This window comes from Sphaerisporangium krabiense, from assembly GCF_014200435.1.
Taxonomy (GTDB): Bacteria; Actinomycetota; Actinomycetes; order Streptosporangiales; family Streptosporangiaceae; genus Sphaerisporangium; species Sphaerisporangium krabiense.
The window spans coordinates 5,233,209-5,259,405 of sequence record NZ_JACHBR010000001.1; the positions used below are offsets into that span (position 1 = coordinate 5,233,209).

Consider the following 26,197-nt stretch of genomic DNA (forward strand, 5'->3'; position numbering starts at 1 on the left):
GAGCGAGCCCATGTCAGGCCACGCCACCAAGAGTTCGCCGAGCGCACCCGACGCCCTGGCCGGGGACGCCATGGGAACCGGGGGTCTCGTCTTCACCGTCCTGGCCGCTCTGGCGCCCCTGACGTTGATCGTCGCCGTCGCGCCCCTGCACTTCCTCAAGGGCGGCGCGTCCGTGCCGGGCGGTTACCTGGTCGCCGGCGTGGTCATGGCCCTCTTCGCCGTCGGCTTCATGACCATGAGCCGCTATGTGCGCAACGCGGGCGCCTTCTACGCCACCATCTCCCGCGGCATCGGCAAGCCGGCCGGCTCCGGGGCGGCGATGCTCGCGATCGTCGCCTACAACGCCTTGCAGATCAGCACGTACGGCGCGCTCGGCGTCTACGCCACGGAGACCTTCAAGAACTACTTCCACAGAGACGTGCCGTGGTACGTGTTCGCGCTCGTCTGCGTGGTCCTCGTCGGCTGGCTCGGCTACCGCGGCATCCACACCAGCTCCCGGATCCTCGGGGTCCTGCTCGTGCTGGAGACGGCCGTCCTGGCGGTGCTCGCGGTCTACGTTCTCACCAAGGGCGGCGCGGGCCACTGGTCGGCGGAGTCGTTCGCGCCGGCCAAGGTCCTCAACCCCGGTAACGGCGCCATGTTCGCCCTCGTGGCCGGAGCCTTCATGGGATTCGAGGCCACCGCGATCTTCAGCGAAGAGGCGCGCGGCGGCATCCGGACGGTCCGGCGGGCCACTTACACCGCGGTCGGGTTCATCGCCGTCTTCTACGCCTTCATCACCTGGGTCATCGTCATGGCGTACGGCACGGACAAGATCGCGGCGGCGGCGGAGAAGGACCCGGTCAACCTCGTGGTCACCGTCTTCGACACCTACGTGCCCGCCCCGATCACCGAGGTGATGCACGTTCTGCTCCTGACCAGCGCGTTCGCCGCGCTGCTCGCGTTGCACAACGCCGCCAACCGCTACTTCTTCGCGCTGGGCCGCGAGGGTCTGCTGCCGCGCGCACTGGGGCGGGTCCAGCCGCGGACCAAGGCGCCCTGGACGGCGGGCCTGCTGCAGAGCATCCTGGCGGTGGTGGCCGTCGCCGCGTTCGCCGCCTTCGGGCTCGACCCCTACCTGGGCCTGCTGCTGTGGGGCAGCGCGCTCGGCTTCCTCGGCATCATCACCCTGTGGGCGCTGTGCTGTGTGGCGATCATCCGCTTCCTGCGCCGTACGGCCCCCGAGGCCGGGCTCTTCCGTACCACGATCGCTCCCGGGCTCAGCTTCCTGGCCCTGGCCGTGGTCCTCTTCCTCGTGCTGAGCAACCTGCCGCTGCTCACCGGCGCGGGCACCGTGACCAACCTTCTCATCGTCGGCGTCGGCGTGGCCGCCGTGGCCGCCGGCGTCGCCCGCGCCCTGTACCTGCGGGCCCGCTCGCCCCAGCGCTACGCCGTGCTGGCCCAGACGTCCGTCGACGAGCCGCCCGCCGGACGCGAGGAACTGGTGGCCGGCAATGCCTGAGCGCGACACCCACCCCGCCACGCACGCCGAACGCGGCTACCGCCCGGTGGACCTGACGGGCGTGATGAACGCGCCTCGCTCGATCCTCGACGACGGCGATTCCTATCCGCTCGGGCCGCGCACGCTGTACGGCATCCCGTTCCTGTTCGGCGACGAGCACGCTCCCGACGCGGCGCTGCTGCGCGTCGCGGGCGGCGCCGACGCGGCCGTCACCATTCCGGTGGACCGTGCCTTCGAGTGGATGGTGATCGCCCACGCCTTGGAATCGCCCGACCTGTTCGACGGCCAGACCGTCGGTGACGTCCGCGCCCACTACACACTGCGGTACGAGGACGGCGCCGCCGAGCGTCTGCCGGTGCGCGAGCGCTTCGAGATCGGGCCGACGCCCCGGCTGTGGAGCGACCGGCCGATCCCGCTCGACTGGGGGCAGACCCCGTTCCTGGCCGTGCCCGACGCGCAGCACCGGCTGATGCCGCGCACCCACGGCCGCTTCGACGCGGCCGGCGCTCGGTTCGTCGACATCGACGATCCCCAGGCCCGGTCCCCCTACGTGCTGCCCTACCGGTTCTACCTGTGGCCTTTCCGCAATCCCCGGCCAGGCGCGCGGGTCCGCGCCCTGGAGATCCGCTCGCTCGGGCCGAGCGTGCTCGTCGGCGCCCTGACCACCAGTGACCTGGAAGAGGATCCGTTCGGCCGTACGGTGTGGCGGGACGTCCTGATCGACCTCGACCCCTCGCTCGGCACGGTCGGAGAGGATCTGGCCGTCGGCGTCGACCGCGGGTCCGCCACGTATCTCTACCGCCGGGTCGTCACCTCCGAGGCGGGGGACGCGGGCACACCGGCCTGGGGAGCGCCCGTCGAGGAGGAGGAGCACCGCGCGTACGTCCGCGTCGCCGCGACCCCGTCGGCGCGGCTGACCCTCACGCGGGGGACGTCCGTCATCAGCACCTGCGGCTGGGAGGAACTGCTCGCCACCGGAGGGCGCAGCGACGGTGGAGTCCGCTGGCGCGTGCCCGACGCCGGGCGCGCCTGGGTGCGCACCGTGGTCAGGGACGCCGCCACCGGCGAGCCCGTCCCGTGCCGGATCCATTTCCGATCCGCCGACGGCGTCCCCTACCCGCCACACGGTCACCACGGGCACATCAACTCCGACGGCAACACCTGGAACCTCGACATCGGCGGCGACGTACGGCTCGGCGCCACCACCTACTCCTACATCGACGGGACCTGCGAGGGCTGGCTACCGCTGGGCGAGGTCACGGTCGAGGCGGCCCACGGATTCGAGTTCCGGCCGATTCGCACGACCGTCACGATCCAGGAGGGCCAGGCCGAACTCGAACTGACCCTGACCCGGATGGCCGACATGGCGGCCACCGGCTGGTACAGCGGCGACACCCACGTGCACTTCGTCTCCACGCTCGGCGCGGAGCTCGAGGCGCGCGGCGAGGACGTGCGTATCACCAACCTCCTGCTCAGCCAGTGGGGCCACCTGTTCACCAACACCGAGGAGTTCACCGGCCGACCGCACACCTCGGCCGACGGCCACACCCACGTCTTCGCCGGGCAGGAGAACCGCAGCGGCATGCTCGGGCACGTCAACCTTCTCGGGCTACGCCGCCCGATCATGCCCTGGTGCACCGGCGGAGCGGAGGAGGCGGAACTCGGCGGCGGCCTGGAGACCACGCTGGCGCACTGGGCCGACGAATGCCACGAGCAGGGCGGCACGGTCGTGCTGGCGCACTTCCCGGTGCCGAACGGCGAGGCGGCCGCGCTCCTGGCCACCGGCAGGCTCGACGCCGTCGAGATGATCGCCTACGACCCGTACAACATCAAGGAGTACTACCGCTATCTCAACGCCGGCTACCAGATCCCCCTGGTCGGTGGCACCGACAAGATGAGCAGCGAGGTCCCGATCGGCCTGATCCGTACCTACGCCCACGTGCCGCCCGGCGAGGAGCTGGACTACTGGGCCTGGTGCCGGGCCGTACGGCGGGGGGCGACGTCGGTGACGAGCGGTCCGCTCCTGCACCTGGACGTGAACGGCCACCGCCCTGGTGATCACGTCCTGGCGGCCGGGGGAGGCGCCGTCCGGGTCGCGGCCCGCGTCGAGTCCATCTTCGACCTGGAACGGATCGAGATCGTGCTGAACGGCCGGGTCGTCGCCGAGCACCGGTCGCCGCGTCCGGCGGGCACGCTCGACCTGGCCGCCGAGGTGCCCGTCACCGAGGACTCCTGGATCGCCGCACGGTGCTACGGCCCCGGCGCGGACGTCGCCCGGCACCACGACGTGTGGGCCAGGCCGATCATGGCGCACACCTCGCCGGTGTACGTGCGCACGGGGGAGGGCTACCGCCGTTACGACGAGACCACCGTCCGGCACATGCTGAACCTGATCGACGGCTCCCTGGCCTACATCGACGAACGCGCTCGTACCCAGTGGCCCGGCCGCGTCTGCCACCGACACGGCCGGTCGGACCACCTGGCCTTCCTACGCGCCCCGTTCCTCCAGGCCCGCGACCTGCTCCGAGCCCGAACGGCCGACCACCGCTGACCGGGAACGGTAGGACGCCCATCAGCCACACTATTCTGCGGGGTACGGACGAACGTCGAGGTTGGCCGCGAGCACGTTGAAATAGCGCTGTCGGCTCCATTCGGCGCGGTTGCCGATCACATAGAGCCGCCGCTTGGCACGGCTGACCGCCACATTGAGCAGGTTGGGGCGCTGCGCCGCCCAGCTTTTCGCGCCGGGCTTGCTCGGATCGCCCCCAAGAACCAGGATGACGATGTCCGCTTCCTTGCCCTGAGCCGTATGGACGGTGCCGGCCTTGATCTTCCGGTATGACTCGGCGATCTTGGTGACGCCCCTGGCCACCTGGCGAAACGGGCCGATCACCATGATGTTCTCCGGGTCGACGCCGTAACCGGTGACGAGGCCGTTCAGCACCCAGGCGAGCGCCCTGCCCTCCTCGGGGATCCAGTGGCCGTCCGACTCGGTGCTCGCCACATCGATCCATGCGCTGACGGGCCAGTCGAGCGCCTGTCCTGAGGACTTTCCGAACACCATGAGGCCGTCGTAGGCGATCTTGTTGGAGATGCCGAACATCGGCTCGTCGCATCGCCGATGTACGCGGAGGGGAGCGCCGACCCAGACCGGTTCGTCGTCGGTGGGGAGAAACGTGCCGTACGTGTTCGCGTGGTCCGCCAACTGTTGCACGGAGGTCCTACCGGGCAGCCATCGTTCCTCGGGGACGCGAAAGTGCCGGCGTAGCGCCTGCTGGGCGGTGAACGGCAGGGTGAAGACCGGCTCCAACTGCAACGGGTCGCCGACCACGACGGCCCGGCGGGACCGCCAGATCGCTCCCACGGCCGCCTGCGGCGTCGCCTGCCCGGCCTCGTCGATGAGCAGCCAGCCCAGGGACTCACGCGTCAGATGGGTGAACATGCGGTCGATCGAGGAGAAGGTCGTCGAAACCACGGGGACCACGAAGAAGAGACTCTGCCAGGCGGCCCGTACGGCGTCCTCGGCGGTGGTCGTGGGCGCCGCGCCGGTGAGCACGTCCATCGCGCCCTGCAGGTTCCTGCGCATGGTGGTCGCCTCGGCGCGGAGGAACGCCTGGTGAAGCCGGAGGGCCTCGACGAACAGTTCGCTACGGGCGGTGTTCCAGGCGGAGTCGATCCATGGGGCGCTCAGTTCTCGCTTGGTGTCATCGGTCCACCAGTCGTCGCCGGGTGCGAAGTCGCCCAAGGCACCCGCGAGCCGATCGAGTGTCCGCCGGATCTCGGCGGCCTGGCTTCGCTGTTTCGTCAGGTGAGCGCGGGCGGCGGCCAGTTCGCCAGAGATCCTGGTGATGTCTCCCTTCCGCCCCTGGACCGACTCGTCGGCCTTGCCGGCTGCGGCCTGCGCGGCCTGCTGGTGGCGCAGCAGTTCCTGATCCTCCGCGTGCCACGCGCGCGTGGCCTTCCCCAGAGTGAACAGCGCCGTGATCAGGCTCGGCTGGAGTCCTTGATGTTCCCGCCGCCGGTGCGACCAGCGAGTGGCCTCTTCCTGCGCCGTCGCCAGAGTGGCTTCGGCGGAGCCGAGTAATCGCTGCGCCTGCTCGAGATCTTTTTCTTTCGAGGAGACGGCGCTCGTCGTCTCGGCGATCCTGCGTGCCAGCTCGGGCAACTCCCGCTGGTATCTGTGGACGGTCGAACGCTCGTCCTGCAGAGCGCGAGCCCGCTGGTATGCGAGGGAGAACGCCTTCACCGCCTCCCCCCAGGTTCCGGTGCCGCCGTCGCCGGTCTCGAGCTCCCATGCCTTGAGGACGTCGAGCAGGCCCTGCTGGTTCTTGGTGGTCGAGCCGTACCAGGCCTTCTCCACGAATTCCTGGCGATAGCTCTTCCGGCCGAGGCGCGCGGCGCCGAGGCCCCAGGCCGGTTGGCCGAGCACTCGGGCGCCGATGTCGGCGAAATAGTCGGTGGCGTCGCGCCATGGAGGGTGGATGGCGCTCTTACCGGGGATCTCCAGGGTCACGTTCTGCACGGCTCCGTTGTTCGCGGAGGCGACCACGATCTCGAACCCCGTGAGATCTTCACGCCATGCCCGGATGACGCGTTTGTAGACGCCGCTCGTCCAGCGATGGGTGCCCGTGAAGGCGGCACCGGGGGTGGAGAGCTTCGACAGGCGGTGCGCGCGCTCGACCACGATGGCGGCGATGAGGTCTCGGAGCATCGTGGTCTTTCCCGTACCGGGTGGGCCGTTCACGGCGAACATCCCCGCTGAGGGCGCCAGTTCCGCCATGACGCTGTTCACCGCGAACTGCTGGCTCAGCGCCAGGGGCATCTCCGCCGCCTGTGGCCACCGGCCGAGTGGCACCTTGTCGGGTGCCACGCGGTCGAAGAGCACCTCGGGACGTCGGCGCAGGTCGACGCGAGCCGGTTCTGAGGTTCGCATGTACGTTTCCAGCGCGGCGCCGTACCGGCCATGCCTGACCAGTTCCGATACACGTTGGAGATCTTTCGCGATGAAGCTGTTGAGGAAATCCGTTCCCTCTTCGGCGGTGAACTCTCGTTTCCTCGACACCTGGAGACTCGTGATCCTGATGCCGCCTGGGCTCAGGACCGTGCCGACGCCAAGGAGTTCGCCGGTCAGCTTGATGAGGCCGGCGAGTTCCCCGTACCCGAGCGGGCGGCCCACCTCGTATCCCTGGTCCCGCAGTTCGGCCGCTCTCGCGTCGTTCTCGAACGCGCCGACCGCCGCCTGCATCTCCAAGGCCGCTTGATCGCACACGGTGTCGAAACCGCTCAACCAGTCGGCCGCGGCGGGGCCGGGATGGATCGTGCGGCCGGCCGCCCACGCACAGCTGGAGATCACCTCCGTGCCCAGGAGCGCCCGCCCCTCATCGGTGATCACAAGGGCGAACAGCGCGCTCGAACCGGGTGACATGCCGTCGACGCTTTCCGGGTCGCGGCCGAAGGTCCTCTCCATGAGATCGCGGACTTTGTCGAGCCCGAAGATCCCGCCGTAGACGATGTGGCGCCAGGCCATCGTCGGTTTGATCGGCCGCTTTCGCAGCTCGTGACCGGCCTCCCACGGAAGGCGGGCGCCGGGCTCCACATCGAACACCGGTGCCTGCGGGTCGCGATGATCGATCTTCGGCAGATCCTGGGGGCTGAACATCTCGCAGGCGTGCCAGAACTGGATCACACGTGCGCGATCGTCGTTGAGAGGGGACACTGTGCTCCCGGCGAGGGCATGGACGGATGAGGGAGCTCCCTTGGTGCCGGGAGCTCCCAGGGACTTGTGTGGCCGTGACGATCAAGAGGCTAACGGCTACGCGCGGTCACGGCACCGGAAATAGGTGTACTCACTCTTCGGTGCATGTCAGGACATGGTCGTGTCGATCTCGACCCTGGCGCCGGTGCGATGGGACCGCTGGACGACGGTCCGGTTCTCAGGCAGGAGAGCGCCCAGACGATGCTGAGAGGGAATCCGAGCCATGACGGCCGGCCGATCCGGGATCACCCGAGAAGCGTCAGATGATCGCCTTCTTGTAGTAAGAAAGGCGTACTTCGATTCCCGATACGCGACCTTGTTCCGTGAGGGCCGTTCCGGTGCTGGTCGTTGTCCAGACCCACGGCCGGACATGTGAGACGGTCAGGTCACCACTCTCCGCTCTGTTCAGGAGGTTCTCCCGCAGGGCGGAGCGGAAATCTTCGGCTTCCGCCTTACTGCTGAACCGGTACGGGATGGCACGTTGCCGCCGGTCGGCCTGTACCAGGTCGGCTATGCGCATGGCCTCCGCTATCGCGTCGGCGTCACTGCCCATCTCCAGGGCATCACGCCGTTGCGGGATCTCGGTGTCGGGTATGGCCGTGACCTGTCGGTTCCACGGCTCTCCTGGTATGAGTTCGTCTCGGATCCATCGCGCGAACAAGGCGGCGTTCCGTCCGTCCTCCCCTTCCACGCCGCCCCAGGACTCGTCGATCGCCCGGGCCACGACCCCCCAAGTCGCCGTGACGTAACGAGCCCGTTCGGGAAGGTTGACAGGGGCGCGAGGAACCCGATCGCGGGTCAAATAGAGCAGGTCCACCTGAATGCCCGGGTGATTGTGCAGTCCGAGTTCGAGGTACTGGTCCACCTGACGCTCCCGGACGCTGCCGGGCTCGGTCTTGAGTTCCACGATCAACAGACGATGCGGCCAGCGAAACGCGAGATCCGGCCAGCGGTTCTCCTCGCCGGGAGTCACCGCGTCCAACTTGAACTCCCAGTAAAGCGCAGGAGGGTCGGCATCCTCGCCATCGGCCAGATCGAGCAGGTGCAGCAGACGACGACCCTGAACACAAAGCCGGTAGGGCGTGTTGAATCGTTGGGGACGATGACCGAGCAACAGGCTCGTCAACATCACATCGGCGAACCACTCTCGGCCGGCTCTCGCGAGCTTGACCCGCTCGACACGCGGATCGGGAACTGCCATGGTCACTGTCTCCGCTCGTATGTGGTCACAGAGCAGCCGCGTGTTTGTATGCGAGCAGGCTCGTGGAGGCGATGATCTGGCGATGGCCGCCCGCGTCCCGTGGCCGGGCGCTGAGCACGTAGAAGGCCACCTTCGAGTCCGGCAGGTACCAGATCTTCGTCGTGTAGGTGCGATTCACTTCACAGGCGATCTGCCAGTTCCGGTAGTAGGCCTTTCTCCCGTCGCCCATCGTCGCCAGCCCCGAATAGACCAGCCGGGAGCTGTACGGGTCGACGCCGTAATACAGGCCCGTCGCACCCGACGTACGTGAGGACCCATAAGGGTTTCGGACGACGGTGCCCCCGGCGAGGCAGGGCATGGTCCCGCTCCACATGAAGCCGTACTTGTCATCGCCGATGCCGTACCCCGGCCAGTGGCGCTTGGTCGACTTGAGCTGCAGCACCATCGCATCGGGACGGCAGACGAACTGCCACGCGCCGTAGCCCCCGGATGAGCGTGGAGATTCGATGCAGGCGGAATCGGCGTCGATGGGCAACAGCCGCCAGCCCTTGGGCAGGGTCATCACGATGCCCTTGAACGACACGGCCTTTCCGCTGGGCGAGGGGGCTTTTGTCGCGGCCGGTTCTGCCGTCCTCATCACATTTGGTGTGGGAGAAGGCGGTGCGCTCGGCGACGCGACGAGCCCGGATACGGCCGCCTCTGGTGACGCCGAAGCGGCGACCGGGCGGGAGTTTCCCGGAAGAGAATTCGTGATGATCGCTGTCACGGTGATCAGGGTCACCGCGACCGCGGTGACGATGTAGGCGTGCAGCCAGGGTGAGGCTCGCTTCGGGGCGATGGCCGCAGGAAGATTCGGAGCCTGTGGCATTGCAGGTGTCTTCAGATGCACTGATTCCGGCGGTTCGGCGGCACCGGCACCGGCACCGGTCTGCGTGTCCGTCACAGCGGTGGGCGAGGCCACGGATGCGCGGACCGACGGGGTCGTGGACTCGGTCCTGTCGGAGTCCGCGGCGGAGAACAGCGTAGGGGGAGCCGCCGCGGGCGGGCTTGAGGAAAGCAACTCGGTGGCGGATGGGGCGGGCCAGTCGGACGCCTGGTCCTTCGGCATCACCCACGTGCGCTGGAGCAGCGTTGTGATGTCGGAGGTGGCAGGCGCCTGCTTCCCCTCCTCGGTTCGCCAGATACGGGTGACCGTGGCCAGCACATCGTCGGCCGCCGGCCTTGCCTCCGGTTCCTTGGCGAGCGCACGGCCCACCAGAACGCGCAAGCCCTCGGGTACGGCTTCAAGGTCCGGGGTCTCCTGCCGTACCCGATAGGCCAGTACTTCCGGACGGCCGGTGCCATAGGGAGGCTCGCCGGTAGCGGCGAAGAGCACCAGCATGCCCCAGCCGTAGACGTCGGCCGGGGTTCCCACCAGGCCATCCCCGTACTCCTCCGGACTGATCCAGCCGGGGGAGCCGATCAGCGTGCCGGTGTGGGTCATCGCGGTGTCGTCCAACACTCTGGCGATGCCGAAGTCGATCAGGCGCGGTCCTTCCGAGGAGAGGATCACATTGGACGGCTTCAGGTCGCGGTGAACGACGTCCGCGGCGTGCACGGCCACCAGCGCCTCGGCGAGCCCGGCGGCCAGACCGTACAGCGCGTCGCCGCTGAGCGATCCCTGCGCCCGTACGTGCTGTTCGAGCGTGGGGCCGGCGATGAACTCGGTGGCCAGCCATGGACGCTCGGTGCCGGGGTCGGAGCCGAGGACGCGAGCCACGCAGGCACCGTCCACCTCACGCAGTACGGCGATCTCCCTGCTGAACCGCCGCCGGAACTCCAGGTCCGTCGACAGCACCTCGTGCACGAGCTTGAGGGCGACCCGTTGCCCCGTGTCGTCCACCCCCGCGTAGACCGAGCCCATGCCGCCCGCCCCGAGACGTCCCACAACTCGGTACGGACCGATCTCCTGGGGATCGCCCGCTGACAGCGACTGCACGCGCCCTCCGGATGACGTGGGTGGTCGGAAATTCGATGTAAACCGCCCATCTCCCATGGGCGTCATCAGATCGGCGCAGTGAATCTCCTGGCGGACGTGCAACAGGGCTTTGGTGGCGGCCAAAGCGTCTCGGCCGAGTGGGAACACTGTTTCTCATGGCTGTGAAGAATCGACCGGAGCGGCTATTAGAGCGCACGTGACGGTGAAACGCAAGTGACGCGGGAGGCTTGGACAGGACATCTCGTCTCCTCTATCTTCATCATCGTCTTCCTTCGGGCAGGCGTCGGTGAATAACGAAATTCAGTCGGTTATCCGGCGGCGCAGGCCGACCACGGCGGCCGGCAGTGGACGGCCGCACTGCTGCGCCGGCCGGTGTCGGAGCGCTGACCAGGAGCGGGGCGACATGGGGATAGGCGCGAAGCGGAAGCTCATCGATATCATCCAGAAAGCGTTGTCCTCTGGTCCGATGACGCAGGATGCTCTGCTCGAGAGCGTTCATCGGGCCGGTTTACGACGAGTCGACGTGGGCGATCTCTACGAGGTCTGTGCCCGGCACTCACTCGCCGAGTTCAGGGACGGTATATGGGTGCCGCGTATTCCTGTGACGTCCGAGGGCAACGCCGTACCCCCCGAGGACTCTTCAAAGGAACAAACGTATAAAGACGGCGTGCTGCATCGGCCTGATGAAACGGAGGCCGCCGCCGAAGCGGAGCGGCTCGTCCGTCAGTTGGGACTTCCCGCCGTCGAGCCGGCGCCGCCACCTGGCCCCGTGCCCAGTGGGTGGGCGGACGCGGCGAAGGACGCGGCTCGTGCTTTCGGTGATGAGCTCCAGGCGGTCTCGAAACGCCGCACGCAGACGGACGTTCCGCTCACCATGGGCAGTGAGGCCGGACAGGCAGGAGGCCGGAAGATGATGCGCTTCGAGGCGGAGGGAGATGTGGGCGTCACCGAAGGCACTCCCGCCCTCCTGGTCATCAGACACGCGCACTTCGAGGTCGAGGTCGTTTCCATGTTCGGCAACGTCCTCACGCTGTCGGCGCCTTCGGACACTCCACTGGTGAGTGAGGCGACTCTGCGCATCGACCTTTCATGGCTGCTGGTCGCCCAGAGCCGGCGTCTGAGCGAGCTGGCTCATGGTGGGCCGGGCTTCGACGCCGGCGCGGCCTTGGCGGCCGTGACAGCCGGCGAGCGTCACGTCATGGCATCCCAGGCCGAGTTGCCCGTACAGGCGGTGGACGGGTTGAACGAAGGTCAGCGCGACGCGGTGAACCTGGCGCTCAGACCAGGGCTCACCTGGCTCTGGGGACCGCCTGGCACAGGCAAGACGACGACGATCTCCGCTCTCGTAGCCGAACTGTGCGCACGGAGAATGCGCGTCCTGCTCGCCGCGCCGACCAACGCGGCGCTGGACGTGGCGATCGGGGCGGTGTTGAAGAAACTTCCCGGCGCCGCCGAGGGGATGCTGGTACGCCTCGGGCAACCGGCGGACCCGTCGCTGGTCGACAGGAACGCCGGCCGGGTCCTCGTGGACGAGATAGCCGCGGCTCGCGGAGCACCGGTCGCGCGGCGACGCGTGGAGGCGGGTATAGAGCTCAGGAGCTGCCGCCAGACGCTGGCCGCGCTCAAGCGTCGCCGTGAGAAGTTGACGCCCGAGGAAGAGGCCACCCGGCTCGGAGCCGAGACGAAGATCACCTATCTCCGGGCTCTCCAGCGGGAGCTGGACAGGTGCATGGGCGAGGTGCGCCGCCAGGTCTGCAGGGAGGCCGCCATCGTGGCGGCCACCGCCCACCAAGTGGTCCTCGAGACGCTCAAAGAGCTGACGTTCGACGTGGTCATCCTGGACGAGGCCAGCATGACCACGGCGGCGCTGGCGATGCTGGTGGCGGGCGCCGGACGAGGCCACACCGTCATCGCGGGTGACTTCCGTCAGCTTCCGCCGATCGCCGTCGCCGAGACCCCGGCGGCGCAGGAATGGCTGAAGCGAAGTCCGTTCGAGAAGGCGGGCATCTCGGCGGCCGTCGCCCGGGGGCGCCCGCCCGCATCCTTGGCGGCGTTGACCGAGCAGTACCGTATGCGCGCGCCCATCGGCGACGTCGTCAGTACCGCCTTCTACCCGGAGAGCCCTCTGGTCACGGCACCCGCCGTGAAGACCAGGGCGGTACGGAGCCGGGTCTCATGGGCGGGCAGTCCTCTGGTGTTCGTGGACACCTCGAATCTGCGAGCGCGGACGGCCCGCAGGCAGGGCATGCACTCCAGGTACAACCTGATGCACGCTCAGCTGGTCGCCGCGATGGTGGGGGGCGCCACCGCCGATCTCCACGATCTGGCTTTGATCACTCCCTTCGCGCCTCAGGCACGGCTTCTGGAGTCGCTGCTGCCGGACGCCCATCTCGACGAGTGGGCGGCCTCTACCGTCCACCGTTTCCAGGGTGGTGAGCGTGACATCGTCGTGTACGACACGGTCGACACCGGCCACGGCGTCTCGCCGATGCATCGGTGGTTCACGGAGGGGAGCGCGGGCAGCGAGGGTGCCCGCCTGCTCAATGTCGCGGCCAGCAGGGCCCGGGACGATCTCGTCGTCATCGGCGCCCTCGACAGCCTGCACCGGCGTGGTGCATCTCGTGACGCCGTATGGACGTTCTTCGCCCACTTGCTCGACCGGGCCGACCGACTCCCGTGGGAGAAGCTGCTGACCTCTTCCGGTGTCACCGAACTCGTGTCGGCTGCGGCGGTCGCGGAGCGGCTCGGTGACGACCTGGCCAGGGCCGCGACCGTCGAGATGTGGCTTCCGCGGGCGCCGTTGCGTGAACTGCCCGGCCTCATTCCCGCCCTGAGCGCTGTACGCGGCGCGGATCCGGAAACCGAAGCCGTGACCGTCTGGGTAGAGCCGGACCAGGACGGCTATCTGCCGGCCGAAGCCCTCCGCGCTCGGCGTGAGGGTGTCAACATCCGGCCGCTCACGCCGATCCTGGAGTCCGGCGCGGTGATCGGCGACGTCGTCTGGTCCTCGTCCGGGACGCTGCTCGGTGGCACGCCGGGAGTGGTGTTCCGCACCGAGCATCGTGTTTTCGCCGACGCGGTGCGACGCGCGCAGCGACGGCGTTCCGGGAGGATCCCCGGAACGGGACAACTCGGCGATGACTGCGGTCGCTGCCAGCGGATGATGGTCCGTACCGAGGCCGGTCGGCGAGGTGGCACGGACCTCAGATATGAGTGCGCCGTGTGCGATCACCCTTCGAGGAGAAGCCCCAGACGGTAGAGAGCGAAGGCGACGACGGTCTTGGGTGGAGCGTCTGCGGTGACCAACGGTCAGGGAAACATGGCCAAGACGCTGCTGTGGGTTGGACCTGGGAACCCTCCTGATTGAGCCGATATTTGCCGCTTGATCGCTGTAGCCTGCCTGACACATAAGTGATGCGGCCCGACGGGCTTCCGCTGATCTACTGATCACGGACATGCCCCCATACCGCACGAGAATTCGTGCTGCGTGGGGGTAGTTCGTGACGGCGTTTCGGCAATCTGCCGAGGGTTTGGTCAAGCTCGCGTCGGAGTCGCTCCCGGAACGGCGGTTGAGTGAGCGACTTGTCGAACATCTGCGGATGACCACCGGAATCACACCCTCGCAGTCCGAGCGCCGGTCGTGGGACCGCAGCGTTCCCGTGCTCGCGAACGACCTGGTCGACGCAGGGCTTGGCGCGGTCGAGATGATGGTCGAGTACCAGCTACCCCTGACCAGCAAGCGAGCCGACGTGGTGCTCGCCGGCGTCGATCGCCGGACGGGCGGTGACGCCTACGTGGTCGTCGAGCTCAAGCAGTGGAGCCAGGCCGACCTTTACGAGGACGATCAGAAGCTGGTCCTGGTCGGAGGCATGTCCCAGCCGAAGCTGCACCCTTTGCTGCAGGTTCAGGGGTACTGCGAGTACATCGCCGACTTCGCCGCTGTTCTAGGGGGCGACCAGGAGGCGATCGGGGGCGTCGCCTATCTCCACAACGCCGCCGACCTCGATGTCCGCGACCTGTACGACCTCGTCCACGACGATCGCAGCCGGATGTTCACCAAGACCCGGCGAGGGGCGTTCCTCGAGTACCTCCAGGACCGGTTTGCTCCGCGGCCCGGCGCGGAGGCCGCCGACCGGCTGCTCACCACCGCCGTGCGCCCCTCCAAGCAGCTCCTGAAACTCGCCGCCGCGGAGATCAAGGACCGCGAGCAGTTCAAGCTGCTCGCGGAACAGCGCCTCGCGTACGAGCTCGTCCTGCACGACGTGGAGCAGGCCCGCCGGTCGAACTCCAAGGAAGTCGTCATCGTGTCGGGCGGGCCCGGCAGCGGGAAGAGCGTCATCGCGTTGGCGCTGCTGGGCGAGCTGACGCGCCAGGGACGGACGGCCTTCCACGCCACGGGGTCCAGGTCGTTCACGCAGACCATGCGCCGCTATGTCGGCAAGGGGTCGAAACGCGTGCAGTCCCTCTTCAAGTACTTCAACGACTTCGCGAAGACGGAGCCGAACGAATTCGAAGTGCTGATCTGTGACGAAGCACACCGGATCCGCGAGAACTCCTCGAACCGCTTCACGCGACGCAGCGACCGCACCGGCCGCCGCCAGGTGGATGAGCTGATCGCGGCCGCCCGCGTTCCGGTCTTCTTGCTCGACGAGCACCAGGTCGTACGTCCCGGAGAACTTGGCACGGTCGCGGACATCAGGAAGCACGCCGAGTCTCTTGGGCTGCGGGTACACGAGGTGTCGCTCGACGCGCAGTTCCGCTGTGGAGGCAGCCGGACGTACGAGAACTGGGTGCTCGGTCTTCTGGGGCTGGGCGGACGTACTCCCGAGGAATGGACGGGCGACGACCACTTCGAGGTCACTCTGGCCGACTCACCGCACGACTTGGAGGCGTTGCTGCGGACCAAGCGCGACAGCGGCTACTCCGCCCGCATGACCGCCGGCTTCTGCTGGAAGTGGAGCAACCCCAAGAACGAGGCCTTGGTCCCCGATGTGCGGATCGGTGATTGGGAACGTCCGTGGAACGTCAAGGACGAGCGGGCCGTGGGCGACGCCCCGCCGAGCGCGCTGTGGGCCACGGAGCCCGGCGGCTTCGGCCAGGTGGGCTGCGTCTTCACCGCCCAGGGCTTCGAATACGACTGGAACGGCGTCATCATCGGCCCGGACCTCGTGGCTCGTGACGGCAAGCTGGTCACGGTCCGCTCTGCGAGCAAGGACCCGGCGCTCACGAAGAAGGTCAGTGACGCGGAGGCGGACCGGCTGATCCGCAACAGTTACAAGGTGCTGCTCACCCGCGGCATGGTCGGCACCGCGATATACGCCGTGGACCCGGAGACCCAGCGGTACTTCGCCACCATGATCGACCAGCCGCAGACAATCGCGGAGTGAGTTCATGGGCGTGCCTGCGGTTCGATTGCGGATATCGGCACGGGGCCACGCCCTCCGTCCTGCTGGATCAGAACATGCTGAACCGTGCTGGTTCCCCGAGGACGGACGCCGCTCCGTCCAGGTCGGCGAGGCGGGCGGCCAAGGTGGCGGTGGCGAGGCGGTGGGGGAGGGCGACGCTGAACTTCAGGCCGCTGAGCGCCCATGGGTGCGGCTTTTCATGTGAATCGCCGCGTGGCCGATGATGAGGCAGGTGCCGAAGCCGAGTGTTAAGAGGGGACGACCGCCCAACGAATTGCAGGGGCGGCTGTCCCCCGTGCGAGCTACCGGTGAATGTCCACCGTGCGGGGACGATTGCGGATCGGCGAATCCCTAGCGTTACTCGGCGAGCGGCGGTGTCTTCGTCGCTGAGCCCCCACACGTGTAAGGGAGTCGTCATGCGGTTGTTGAAACAGCTCGTGCCCGTCGCGCTGGTCGCGTTCGTCGGCGTCGCGGTCGTGAGTGCGGTGAAGGGGAACGCGTTTCTGGCGCTGCCGCTCGGCGTGGCGACGGCCGTGGCCGCCGTGCTCGTGTACGCGCGGGTGGTGCGGTGGTCCGAGCGCCGGACGCCGATGGAGGTGGCGGCGGAAGGCGCCGCGGGCGGCATCGCACGAGGGACGCTGGTCGGGGTCGCGCTGTTCGCGGCCGTCATCGTCAACATCGCTCTGGTGGGCGGCTACCGGGTCGACGGTCCGGGTTCGCCGGCGGGCGCGGCCGGGCTGCTCGGCCTCATGGCCGCCGTCGCGGTGACGGAGGAGCTGCTGTTCCGCGGCATCCTGTTCAGGATCGTCGAGGAACGCTTGGGAACGTGGCCGGCGCTGGCGCTGACCGGGGTGCTGTTCGGCCTGTCGCACCTGTTCAACGAACATGCCAGCTTGTGGGGCGCGATCGCCATCGCGATCGAGGCGGGCGGCATGCTCGCCGCCGCCTACGCCGCCACGCGCACCCTGTGGGTGCCGATCGGCGTGCATTTCGGCTGGAACTTCGCGGCGGCCGGCATCTTCGGCGCCGAGGTCTCGGGCAGCGGGACGCCGCAGGGGTTGCTGCACGGCGTGACGTCGGGTCCCGGCCTGCTCACGGGCGGTGAGTTCGGGCCGGAGGGGAGCCTGTACGCGGTGGTGGCCGGCCTGCTGCTGACGGGCGTGTTCATGTGGATGGCCCATCGGCGCGGCACCATGGTCCCGCTCCGGCGCCGGGCGACCGTTACGCTCGCCGAATGACCCATCTACGACGGCTCGCCGACCTGTGGCGGCGGTGCGATGTCGTGGTCAGGGATCTGCCGCTCGTGCTGCTGCTGGCCGTCGCATCGCTCCTGCCGGCGCTCCACGGCAAGGGGACGCAGGTCGGAGACCTCCCGGCCCGCCCCTTCGACGCGCCGGCGCTCGTGCTGATCGCTCTGGAATGCCTTCCGCTCGCCGTGCGCCGGCGGTGGCCGGCCGCGAGTCTGGCTCTGGTGTCACTCGGCTTCGCCCTCGACCAGCTCAGCGCCTACCACGTGTTCGCGAGCAACGCGATGCCCATCGCGCTCATCAGCGCGGGCGCCCACCTGGAGCGCCACCGGCGTGTCACCGTGGTCGTCCTGTCCCTGGCGTACGTGCCGCTGGCGCTCGCGGTCGGCCGGCTGGGCGCGACCGAGAGGCCGGAAGGGTACGTGGTGTTCTACCTGGCCTTAGCCCTCGCGTGGGGCACCGGGGCCTGGCTGCGCTCCACCCGCGCCGCCGAGGCCGAACGCCGCCGCCACGTCGCCGAGGCCACCCGGACCGCCGAACGCACCCGGATCGCCCGCGAACTGCACGACGTCGTCACCCACCACGTGACGGCGATGGTCGTGCAGGCCGAGGCCGCACGCTACCTGACCGCCGCCCCCGACCGCTTCGACGCGGCGCTGAGCAACGTCGCCGACACCGGCCGGCGGGCCATCACCGACCTGCGGCACATGCTCGACCTGCTCAAAGCCCCTCACGACACCGACGTCGGCATGCCTTCCGCCGGTGGGCTCCACACCCTCGTGGAGCGGACCCGCCAGGCCGGGCAGCCGGTGGACTTCTCCGAAGAGGGGACCCCGGCGGAATCGGCGGGCAGCGCCGAGTTCGTCACCTATAGGGTCGTCCAGGAGGCCCTGACGAACGCCCTCAAACACGCCCGCGGCAGCCCCACTGTGGTTTCGGTGCGCTACGGCGAGAAGGAGATCAGCGTGGAGGTCGGCACCGGCCCCGGCATCGGCCCCGGGGCCGCCTCCCCCGGTGGGAGCGGGCGGGGTCTGGCCGGGCTCCGCGAACGGGTGGAGGCCCTGGGCGGCGAGTTCAGCGCCGACCGGGGGCCGGGCGGCGGCTTCCTCGTACGGGCCCGCATCCCCGCGGGGAGCCCGTCGTGACCGCGCCGATCCGGGTGCTGGTCTGCGACGACCAGGCGCTGATCCGCACCGGCTTCGCGACGATCATCGACGGGCAGCCCGACCTGGAGGTGGTGGGCGAGTGCGGTGACGGCCGCACCGCGGTGGATCTCGCCCAGCGGCTGCGCCCCGACATCGTGGTGATGGACGTGCGGATGCCGGTGCTCGACGGCATCGAGGCGACCCGCCTGCTGGCCGGCGCCGGGGTGGAGCATCCGGTCAAGGTGCTCGTGGTGACCACGTTCAACCTGGACGAGTACGTCTACGAGGCGTTGCGGGCCGGGGCGAGCGGGTTCCTGCTCAAGGACGCCCCACCGGCGCAACTGCTGCACGGGATCCGCATCGTCGCGGCGGGCGCCGCGCTGCTGGCACCGGAGGTGACGCGGCAGCTCGTCGGCCGGTACGCGTCGCGGATCCGCCCCGCCGAGGCCGCGCCGGAGCACGCCGCGCTGACGCCGCGTGAGCTGGAGGTGCTGCGACTGATCGCCGACGGCCGGTCCAACAGCGAGATCGCCGCCACGCTGGTGATCAGCCAGGAGACCGTCAAGACGTACGTGTCGCGCATCCTCACCAAGCTCGACCTGCGCGACCGCGTGCAGGCGGTGGTCTACGCCTACCGCAGGGGCCTGGTGACCTGACCCGCGGCCCGGCCGTTACCGCGGATCGTGAGGCGTCTGATCGACGGCCGCCTCGCTGGATGGATGGCGGGTGGTGATGCCGGTGAGGACGAGGTCGATGCCGGCGAGGAACTGTTCGCGGTCGTCGTGCCCGCGCATCTGCTCGGCGATGGCCCGGACGAACGGGTATTCGCCGGGGTCGAGGTCCTGCCAGGCCTTGGACGCGGTGTCGAGGAACCGGGTGCGGTCGGCTTCGGAGAGGGGGGCGCTGTCGTCCCCGGTGTGCTGGGAGTTCTGCGTGGTGGCGCCGAGGATGTAGTGGATCAGCGCCGAGGACGTGGTGAACCAGTCGCCTCGCGGTACGCCCAGTGTGCGGATCGGCCGGCCGATGCTTTCGAACATCCGCAATGTCACCGGTCCCCAGGGGTTGCGGATGAGCTGCGCTCCGATCTGGGCGGCGAGCCATGGGTGTTCGGTGACCGCGTCGAACAGGGAGAGCGCGACGGCGCGGATCTCGTCCTGGGGTGTGCCGCCGGCCCTTCCGGCGTCGGTGGTCTCCGCGCCCTCGGCGGGCTCGGCCGGCGGGGCGGGGCGCGTGGGCAGGGCGGCGGCGAGGACGGTGTCGGCCGCCGCGTCCAGCAACTCGTCCATGGTGCCGATGTGCCAGTAGATCGCGCCGGATCCGGTGGCCAGGCGGCGGGTCAGCGCCCGGACCGTCAGGGCGTCCTTCCCCGCCACGTCCAGCAGTTCGACGGCGGTCTCCACGATGAGCTCCCGGGTGAGCACCTGCCTGCGTCGCGGTGAGCGAGGTTTCCGTACGGCCATGCTTGACATTCTGGCATGTTCTGGAGCATCGCTCCAAGATGGAGCAGTACTCCATGTTGGAGCGATGCTCCAGAATGCGTCTGGGCTCTCATGCGGCGGTCTTGACCGAAGGACCCGAAGGAGGCGCGACACGCGTGACGCGTTGTCACGCGGTCATTCGTAAATTGCAACCATTGTTACGCCACGTCCTGATCTCATGCTGACCACCGCGATAGTGACGTGCCTCGCTCCCGCCCTGTTGGCGCGAGCGGCCGACCGGGATGTCACCATCACCCTCAACGCCGGCCGGGGAGATCACCACCGCCGGTTTCTGGCAGACGATCGCCGGCACGGCCATCGGCGTGATCATCGGCTACGGGATCCAGGCGCTGTGCGTCGCCTCGCTGACGGCCAGCGGAGTGGGCGCCGCGATCATCCCGGTGGTCTGCACTCCTCTCCAAAGCGCGCTCACCGGCATCATGTCGCCGCTCCTGACTCACGCGTTCGACGAAGACCTGGGCAGCATTGAGGCGACCAGGGACATCATCCTGGGCGGGCTACTGGGGCTGGCCGGGGGGTATACCTGGGAGAAGTATCTCCTTCCGTGGGCGAAGAACGGGTTCCCCGCGGCCATCAAGAAGGCCGGCGGGTGGATCAGGAATCAGGTGCCCCGGCTCGACCGCTGGTTCGGTGGCACCGTCGGCCAGAGAGTGCAAGATCTCGGCGGGCGGTTCGAGGACCTGGAGCAGCTGATCGCCGATGAGACGGCGGCATGGGCCGGAGTCGGATCGAACCTTCAGCGGGAGCTGCGCGTCATGCCGCTGGGCGACTCCATCACCTATGGCACGGGCAGTTCGAACGGCGGCGGTTACCGGCCGACCCTCGACAGGCTGCTGCGAGAAGACGGGGCCGGCGTCGCGTTCGTCGGCTCGCAACGCTCCGGTCCGGCGCCCGACGCCCACGAAGGACGCCCCACCTGGACGATCTCCCAGCTCGCCGCCATCACGGACTCGGCGATGGCCACGTACCGACCGACCGTGGTGCTGCTGCACATCGGCACCAACGACATGAGCAACGGAGACGACCCGGCCAGGGCGTCGGCCAGGCTCGGCGGCCTCATCGACCAGATCCTCCGGGCCGACCCCAAGGTGATCGTCCTGGTCTCGACCCTCGTCCCGTCCTACTGGGGGCCGACCCAGACGAGAATCCCGCGGTTCAACGAGGCGATCCGATCGGAGATCGGGGCGCGGTGGGGATCCGGCAAGCACGTCTCCATGCCTTCACCGGCGCGCCGAAACTCGCACCCAGCGGTGTCGGGTCCTTCTACATGCGCAAGAACCACTTCATCCAGGCATGGTGCAACGACAGCGATGTACGGCGCCGCGCCGTACAGGAACGCGTCCTCGGCATGGCACGCCTGTACGAGGTACGAACCCGAGCCGACCTGGCGGCTCGCGCCGAGGCACTCGCAGGTCAGTTGGAGGTGCCGCCCCCCTCCATGGACGACCTACGTGCCTACGCGCGGACGAACGAGATGCGCGATCACTTACGTCACTTGGACGCCCTCGAATGATCCTGTCTTTTCCTGGGCTCGCTCGCGATGTGGCACGCCGCCAAGCTCACGTCTTACCCTGCGCCGGCGAACTGCGGTTCGGCACGGTGAGTCAGGTCAACGGCACCATGTCGTCGATCAGGATGAATTTGTTGCCGGTCGCGTAGGTGACCTGGAAGTCGCGGCGCAGGCCGATGGCGGCTGCGGAGAAGTAGAGAGGGCGGTGCCGGAGCAGGTACTTGGCCTTGCGGAGTGGGTCGTTGCCGCGATCCGGCGCGTCGAGGTCGACGCCTGCGTGACCGTGTGCGGCGAGGCGTTGCAGGAAGGCGGGTATCTCGGCGGCGCGTTCCTGGACCTCGATGTCCCACTGCAGCGTTCCGCTCGCGTCGGAGACGGTGATGTCCATGAGCCGGTCCTCCATGGCGATGAGGTATCCCTTGGGAGCCAGTGCCGCATAGAGCCGGGCGTATTCCACGGCCTGGACCAGATACTCCCAATTGATCGATGGCGTCCGCTGTTCGTTATGGCGGCTTACCCAGGCGTAGGGCCCCTTCCCGGGCGCCAGACCGAGCAGCGTGAAACGGTAGCCGCCGACCGGCTTGATGACTCCATCATGGTGGGCCGCCGCGACCAAGGCTCGTACCCCTGCGGGAACCCTTTGATGGACGGCGGCGAAGTAGGAGTCGGATACCTCGGGATAATTCCACTCCTGGCACGCCGCGCGCACCCATCCATGAACGAGGCTCAGGAATGCGTCTTCTGTCACGCCCACCCCGCAACTCTGCCATGGGAGCCTCTGCCATCACAGATCCGTGAACAGCGTTCAGATCACAGGTTTCCGCTTGTGACGGACTACGCGGAATCACGGCGCCGACCCTGGGCCGGCGACGACGCCCGTCAGTCCCGTGCGGTGTCGCTGTGGCGGCGGGCGCGGGAGAGGGCGGTGCGGAGGGTGTCGGCGGTGACGGGGGAGCCGGGGTCGTCGGCTGTGAGGCCGAGGTTTTGGGGGTTCTTCGCGTAGAGGGTGGCGTAGGCGGGGGTGTCGCGTTGGAAGCGCCAGCCTTCGGACAGGGGGCCGGCGTCTACGGTGTCGAAGCCGAGGGTGTCGAGTAGGGCGGTGACGGCGGCTTTGGCGGTGGGGTCGTCACCGGCGATGGGGAGGGCTGAGCGGTCGGGGGCGCCCGCGGGGCGGGCTAGGGCGGTCAGGTGTTTGAAGTAGATGTTGTTGAACGCCTTGACGACCTTGGAGTTCGGCAGGTGCCGCTGGACCAGTTCGCTGGTGGTGGTCTGGTCGGTGTCGAGTTCTGGGATCTGGCCGTCGCGGGCCGGATAGTAGTTGCCGGTGTCCAGGACGATCTTGCCTGCCAGCGGCTCCGCCGGGATCTGGCGGTAGGCGTGGAAGGGGACGGTGACCACGACCCAGTCGCCTGCCGCGGCGGCCTCGGACGGGGTGGCGGCGCGGGCGCGCGGGCCGAGTTCGTCGACGAGTGCGGTCAGCGTGTGCGGGCCACGGGAGTTGCTCAGCACGACGTCCAGGCCGGCGGCGACCGCCAACCGGGCGAGGGTGCCGCCGATGTTCCCACTGCCGATCAGTCCGAGAGTCGTCATGACCGCGACAACCAGGCTCCGGGACCCCGTTATTCCTACCTGGAATGTGCCACGGCCCCAGCCGTCATCATCGAGCCGACGTTCCGGGCGGTTAGCCGAAGGCGGCGTCGTGGACGATGAGGGCTAGTTGGACGCGGTTGTCCAGGTTTGTTTTGGTGAGGATGCGGGAGATGTAGCCCTTCACGGTGCCGACGCTCATGTGTAGTTCCGTGGCGATCGTCGCGTTCGGCTTGCCCTGGCCTACTGCCAGGGCGACCTCGCGTTCTCGGTCGCTCAGCCGTGTCAGTATCTGACGGGCGTCGGCACGGCGTTGGTTCTCCTCCTCGGGCATCAGGTGGGCGATCAACTTGCGGGTGACGCTCGGCGACAGGATCGGTTCGCCCGCCATGACCTTGCGGACGGCGTCCACGATGCCCTCGGGTGGGGTGTCCTTGAGGAGGAAGCCGCTCGCCCCCGAGCGCAGCGCCCTGAACACCAGGTCGTCGGCGTCGAACGTGGTGAGCACCAGCACCTCGGGCGCCCCGACACCGGCCCGCAGCCGCCGGGTCGCCTCGATGCCGTCGAGGCCGTTCATCCGGATGTCCATGAGCACCACGTCCGGCCCGTGCTCGGCCACGGCGCTCCGCACCTCGCCGCCGTCGGCGACCGCGCCGACGATGTGCAGGTCGGGGGCGGCTCGGAGCATCAACGTCAGACCGGCGCGCACGAGGGGGTCGTCGTCCACGATCAGCACCCGGATCGGCGCGCTGCTCCCGTCGGCTGTCACCCGGGCCATGCTAGTCAGGGCCTCACCGCGGCGTGGCCACGTTCTCACGGCGGTGTCGGTCATGTTCTCACGGTGGAGTGCCCACGTTCTCACAGTGGCCACGGCAGCCGGGCCGTCAGCCGGAACCGGCCGTCTGCCGTCTGCCCGTACTCCAGCCGGCCACCGGCCAGCGACGCCCGCTCGGCCAGTCCGGCGAGCCCCGCGCCGGCCCCGGTCGACGCCAGTCCGGCCGGCTCCGCCCCGGACCCAGTCCCCGCCGATCCGGCCGGCCCCGCGCCGGACCCGGTCCCCGTGAGGGCGGTCGGTCCGCCGTGCAGCGGGTTGTGTACCTCGACCACGAGTTCGGCACCGCTCGTGCCCGAGACGAGCACGGTGACGGGCTGTCCGGGTGCGTGTTTGCGTGCGTTGGTGAGGCCTTCCTGCACGATTCGGTACGCGGCGCGGGCTACCGCGTCCGGCGTCTCGGACAGGCGTATCCCGTGATCGCGCAGTTCGACCCGCATCCCGGCCCGCCGCGACTCCGCCACGAGCGCCCCGAGGTCCGCCCCGTCGGCCGACGGCGACCCGGTGTCCCGTGCCGGGTCGCGGAGGACCGAGACGACGGTCCGTAGCTCCTCCAGTGCCAGGCGGGCGCTCGACCGGATCACCCCGGCCGCCTCCGCGACCTCGGCGGGCGTCGCGTCCCCGTTGAACTCCAGGGCGCCCGCGTGTACCACCAGCAGCGACAACCGGTGGGCGAGGACGTCGTGCATCTCCCGGGCGATCCCGAGCCGTTCGGCGCGGCGGGCCTCATCGGCGCGCAGCCGCTGGTCGGCCTCCGCGCGGCGGGCCCGTTCGGCGAGCGACAGCACCAGTTCCCGGCGGGTGCGCGCCAGCATCCCCCACGCGGTCACCGCCACCCCGAACAGCACCCCGACCAGCGCCCACACCGGATACGGCGCGAGCCCGGGCGGCCGCAACGCGAACCTGACCAGGGTCGCCGCCACCCCCGCCGCTCCCACCGCGATCGCCACGCGCGGCCGCCGGTACAGGGCCGCGATCAGCGCGGCGATCCCCGCCGCCACCGACGCGGACGCGGCGGGCACCGACAGCGCGATCACCCCCAGCCCCGCGGACACGGGCCACCGCCGGCACAGCCACACCCCCGCGCAGGCCAGCGCGCCGCCCACCAGGTCGGCGACGAGGTACCAGCCCGGACCGCGCGCCAGGTCGCCCCAGACCACCGCCACCGCTCCGGCGAGCGCGGGCACGAACCCGCCCAGGTCCACGATCCGGCCGCGCCGCGACCACATCCCGCCGATCCGCACCTCGTCCGCGCTGGTCAGGAACACAACCGTCGATCGTAGCCCGCGCCGGAGCCCCGGAGGAGAAACCGAGGTCGCCGGCGGAGCACGACGAAAGTCGCCAAGAGGGGGGCCGGAAGTGTCCGGCGGAAGCGACCTGGGCTGACACGTTCCGGCCGTCCGCCGGCAGAGGCGGGCTCTCGCCGCCCGGCACGCTGGCCCCATGAACGCACGCGACCTCCCCAAGGGCCGCCGGCGCGCCGCGTCGCTGCTCGCGGTGATCACCCCGGTCATCGCCGAGCTGACGCTGGGCAACCCGCCGCTCAGCAGGATCTGGCTGATGCTGCTGTGGATCCCGATCTACGGCGCCGGCACGGTGCTGATCCGGGAGCTGGTGCGACGGCGCCGCGGGGGCTGGCCGTCGATCCTGCTGCTCGGACTGGCGTACGGCATCGTCGAAGAGGGACTGGTCCTACAGGCGCTCAGCAGCCCGACCATGTACGGGGTGGCCGGGTGGGCGCCGAGGTTCCTCGGGATCAACAGCGCCTACGCCGAGCTCAACCTGGTCTACCACGCCGTGTTCAGCGTGGCGCTGCCGATCCTTCTGGCCGACCTGGTGTTCCCGTCCCTGCGTGACCGGCCGTACCTGAAGCGGACGGGGGTCGTGGTGGCCGGAGTGGTGTTCGTGCTGGGCGGGCTGCTGTTGCGGGTGACCGTGGCGACCTCCATCGACCCCGGTTACCAGGCGCCGGTCACCGTGCCGGCGGGGTGCGTGGCGGCCGTGGCACTGCTGGCGGTGGTGGCCCTGCGCGTGCTCCCGCCCCCTGCCCTCGACGCGTCCGTTGCCTCTCCATCGTCGGTGGACGGTACGCGGGCCGGGGCGGTGCCCGGATCCTGGGCGGTGGGGGGCTTCGGGGTGGTGGCGGGGTTCGGGTATCTGGCGCTGCTGTTCCCGTTCGGCGGGGCCGATCAGCCCGCCTTCACGCATGGCGGCTGGGTGGCGGCGCCGATGCTGGGCGCGGCGGTGCTCGCGGTGGTGGCCGGGTGGCTGGTGCGCCGGTGGACGGCGAGCGGCGGGTGGACGGACCGGCACGGCCTCTGCCTGGCCGGCGGGGCGCTGGTGGGGCACACCGCGTTCGGAGTGGTGGCCAACGCCGCCACCCTCGCCGACAAGCTGGAGCTGTCCGCGCTGGGGCTGGTCACGGTCGGTCTGCTGGCGCTGCTCGGCCGCCGTCGCCCGGCTCCGGCGCGGACGCGGTAGCTCGAAGAAAAATCTTGCCGCCAGATGTAGAGGACCTCGTCATGGCTCCGACTCAC

At 69.2% G+C, this 26,197-nt stretch carries 18 protein-coding genes and 1 pseudogene; 10 read left to right on the forward strand and 9 right to left on the reverse strand.

Translation table 11 applies throughout. The features are described 5' to 3' along the window. Window positions 1-10 precede the first annotated feature (10 nt). Window positions 11-1,501, forward strand: coding sequence for an APC family permease (locus BJ981_RS23000; RefSeq protein WP_184613618.1), 1,491 nt, complete (start codon window positions 11-13; stop codon window positions 1,499-1,501). Continuing rightward, a complete protein-coding gene (locus tag BJ981_RS23005; RefSeq protein ID WP_184613620.1) occupies window positions 1,494-4,052 on the forward strand; it encodes a CehA/McbA family metallohydrolase in 2,559 nt (852 codons plus the stop codon). Before BJ981_RS23000 ends, BJ981_RS23005 begins: the two co-directional genes overlap by 8 nt. Before the next feature lie 30 nt (window positions 4,053-4,082). On the opposite strand, the gene BJ981_RS23010 is transcribed toward BJ981_RS23005, so the two are convergent. From BJ981_RS23010 to BJ981_RS23020, 3 genes are all read right to left on the reverse strand, one after another. Further along, window positions 4,083-7,187 carry a DEAD/DEAH box helicase gene (locus BJ981_RS23010; RefSeq protein ID WP_184613622.1) on the reverse strand — a complete coding sequence of 1,035 codons (3,105 nt, stop codon included), beginning with the start codon at window positions 7,185-7,187 and terminating at the stop codon, window positions 4,083-4,085. Window positions 7,188-7,515: 328 nt separating this feature from the next. Then, window positions 7,516-8,457 (reverse strand): hypothetical protein, encoded by a 942-nt coding sequence (locus BJ981_RS23015; RefSeq protein WP_184613624.1) that lies wholly within the window; start codon window positions 8,455-8,457, stop codon window positions 7,516-7,518. A gap of 25 nt (window positions 8,458-8,482) precedes the next feature. Beyond that, window positions 8,483-10,435, reverse strand: a complete 1,953-nt coding sequence (locus BJ981_RS23020) for a serine/threonine protein kinase (protein WP_184613626.1) — start codon at window positions 10,433-10,435, stop codon at window positions 8,483-8,485. Between the two features lie 403 nt (window positions 10,436-10,838). Between BJ981_RS23020 and BJ981_RS23025 the strand changes: the two genes are divergently transcribed. The 5 genes from BJ981_RS23025 to BJ981_RS23045 all read left to right on the forward strand — a co-directional run bounded on the left by BJ981_RS23025 (window position 10,839) and on the right by BJ981_RS23045 (window position 18,888). Then, entirely contained in the window at window positions 10,839-13,694 is a 2,856-nt protein-coding gene (locus tag BJ981_RS23025) for a DEAD/DEAH box helicase (protein ID WP_184613628.1), read from the forward strand. A 241-nt stretch (window positions 13,695-13,935) separates the two neighbouring features. Continuing rightward, a complete protein-coding gene (locus BJ981_RS23030) occupies window positions 13,936-15,822 on the forward strand; it encodes a DUF2075 domain-containing protein (protein WP_184613630.1) in 1,887 nt (628 codons plus the stop codon). Window positions 15,823-16,256: 434 nt separating this feature from the next. After that, entirely contained in the window at window positions 16,257-17,078 is an 822-nt protein-coding gene (locus BJ981_RS23035) for a CPBP family intramembrane glutamic endopeptidase (RefSeq protein ID WP_184613632.1), read from the forward strand. Continuing rightward, window positions 17,075-18,232 (forward strand): sensor histidine kinase, encoded by a 1,158-nt coding sequence (locus BJ981_RS23040; RefSeq protein WP_184613634.1) that lies wholly within the window; start codon window positions 17,075-17,077, stop codon window positions 18,230-18,232. Before BJ981_RS23035 ends, BJ981_RS23040 begins: the two co-directional genes overlap by 4 nt. Further along, entirely contained in the window at window positions 18,229-18,888 is a 660-nt protein-coding gene (locus BJ981_RS23045) for a response regulator (RefSeq protein WP_184613636.1), read from the forward strand. Before BJ981_RS23040 ends, BJ981_RS23045 begins: the two co-directional genes overlap by 4 nt. A 15-nt stretch (window positions 18,889-18,903) precedes the next feature. Here BJ981_RS23045 and BJ981_RS23050 read toward each other — a convergent pair whose 3' ends face one another. Continuing rightward, window positions 18,904-19,692 (reverse strand): TetR/AcrR family transcriptional regulator, encoded by a 789-nt coding sequence (locus BJ981_RS23050; RefSeq protein ID WP_184613638.1) that lies wholly within the window; start codon window positions 19,690-19,692, stop codon window positions 18,904-18,906. Window positions 19,693-19,837: 145 nt separating this feature from the next. Then, window positions 19,838-20,041: a hypothetical protein gene (locus BJ981_RS23055; protein WP_184613640.1), complete on the reverse strand. Its 204-nt coding sequence runs from the start codon at window positions 20,039-20,041 to the stop codon at window positions 19,838-19,840. A gap of 445 nt (window positions 20,042-20,486) precedes the next feature. Between BJ981_RS23055 and BJ981_RS39690 the strand changes: the two are divergent. Both BJ981_RS39690 and BJ981_RS23065 read left to right on the forward strand, forming a co-directional pair. After that, window positions 20,487-20,846, forward strand: a pseudogene (locus BJ981_RS39690) (GDSL-type esterase/lipase family protein); the annotation flags it as partial. A gap of 152 nt (window positions 20,847-20,998) precedes the next feature. Continuing rightward, window positions 20,999-21,244, forward strand: coding sequence for a hypothetical protein (locus BJ981_RS23065; protein ID WP_184616459.1), 246 nt, complete (start codon window positions 20,999-21,001; stop codon window positions 21,242-21,244). 91 nt (window positions 21,245-21,335) lie between these two features. Here BJ981_RS23065 and BJ981_RS23070 read toward each other — a convergent pair whose 3' ends face one another. The 4 genes from BJ981_RS23070 to BJ981_RS23085 form a co-directional block, all read right to left on the reverse strand. Beyond that, entirely contained in the window at window positions 21,336-21,995 is a 660-nt protein-coding gene (locus BJ981_RS23070; protein ID WP_184616460.1) for a hypothetical protein, read from the reverse strand. Between the two features lie 125 nt (window positions 21,996-22,120). Further along, on the reverse strand, window positions 22,121-22,831 hold the full coding sequence (locus BJ981_RS23075; protein ID WP_184613642.1) for an NADPH-dependent F420 reductase: 711 nt from the start codon (window positions 22,829-22,831) through the stop codon (window positions 22,121-22,123). Between the two features lie 91 nt (window positions 22,832-22,922). Beyond that, complete coding sequence (locus BJ981_RS23080; protein ID WP_184613644.1) at window positions 22,923-23,606, reverse strand: response regulator; 684 nt, start codon at window positions 23,604-23,606, stop codon at window positions 22,923-22,925. Window positions 23,607-23,686: 80 nt separating this feature from the next. After that, the gene (locus tag BJ981_RS23085) at window positions 23,687-24,928 is read right to left on the reverse strand and encodes a sensor histidine kinase (RefSeq protein WP_239139001.1); all 1,242 of its coding nucleotides are present in this window, start codon (window positions 24,926-24,928) and stop codon (window positions 23,687-23,689) included. Window positions 24,929-25,103: 175 nt separating this feature from the next. On the opposite strand from BJ981_RS23085, the gene BJ981_RS23090 reads away from it, so the two are divergent. After that, the gene (locus BJ981_RS23090; protein ID WP_184613653.1) at window positions 25,104-26,141 is read left to right on the forward strand and encodes an AF_0692 family protein; all 1,038 of its coding nucleotides are present in this window, start codon (window positions 25,104-25,106) and stop codon (window positions 26,139-26,141) included. The last annotated feature ends 56 nt before the right edge of the window (window positions 26,142-26,197 follow it).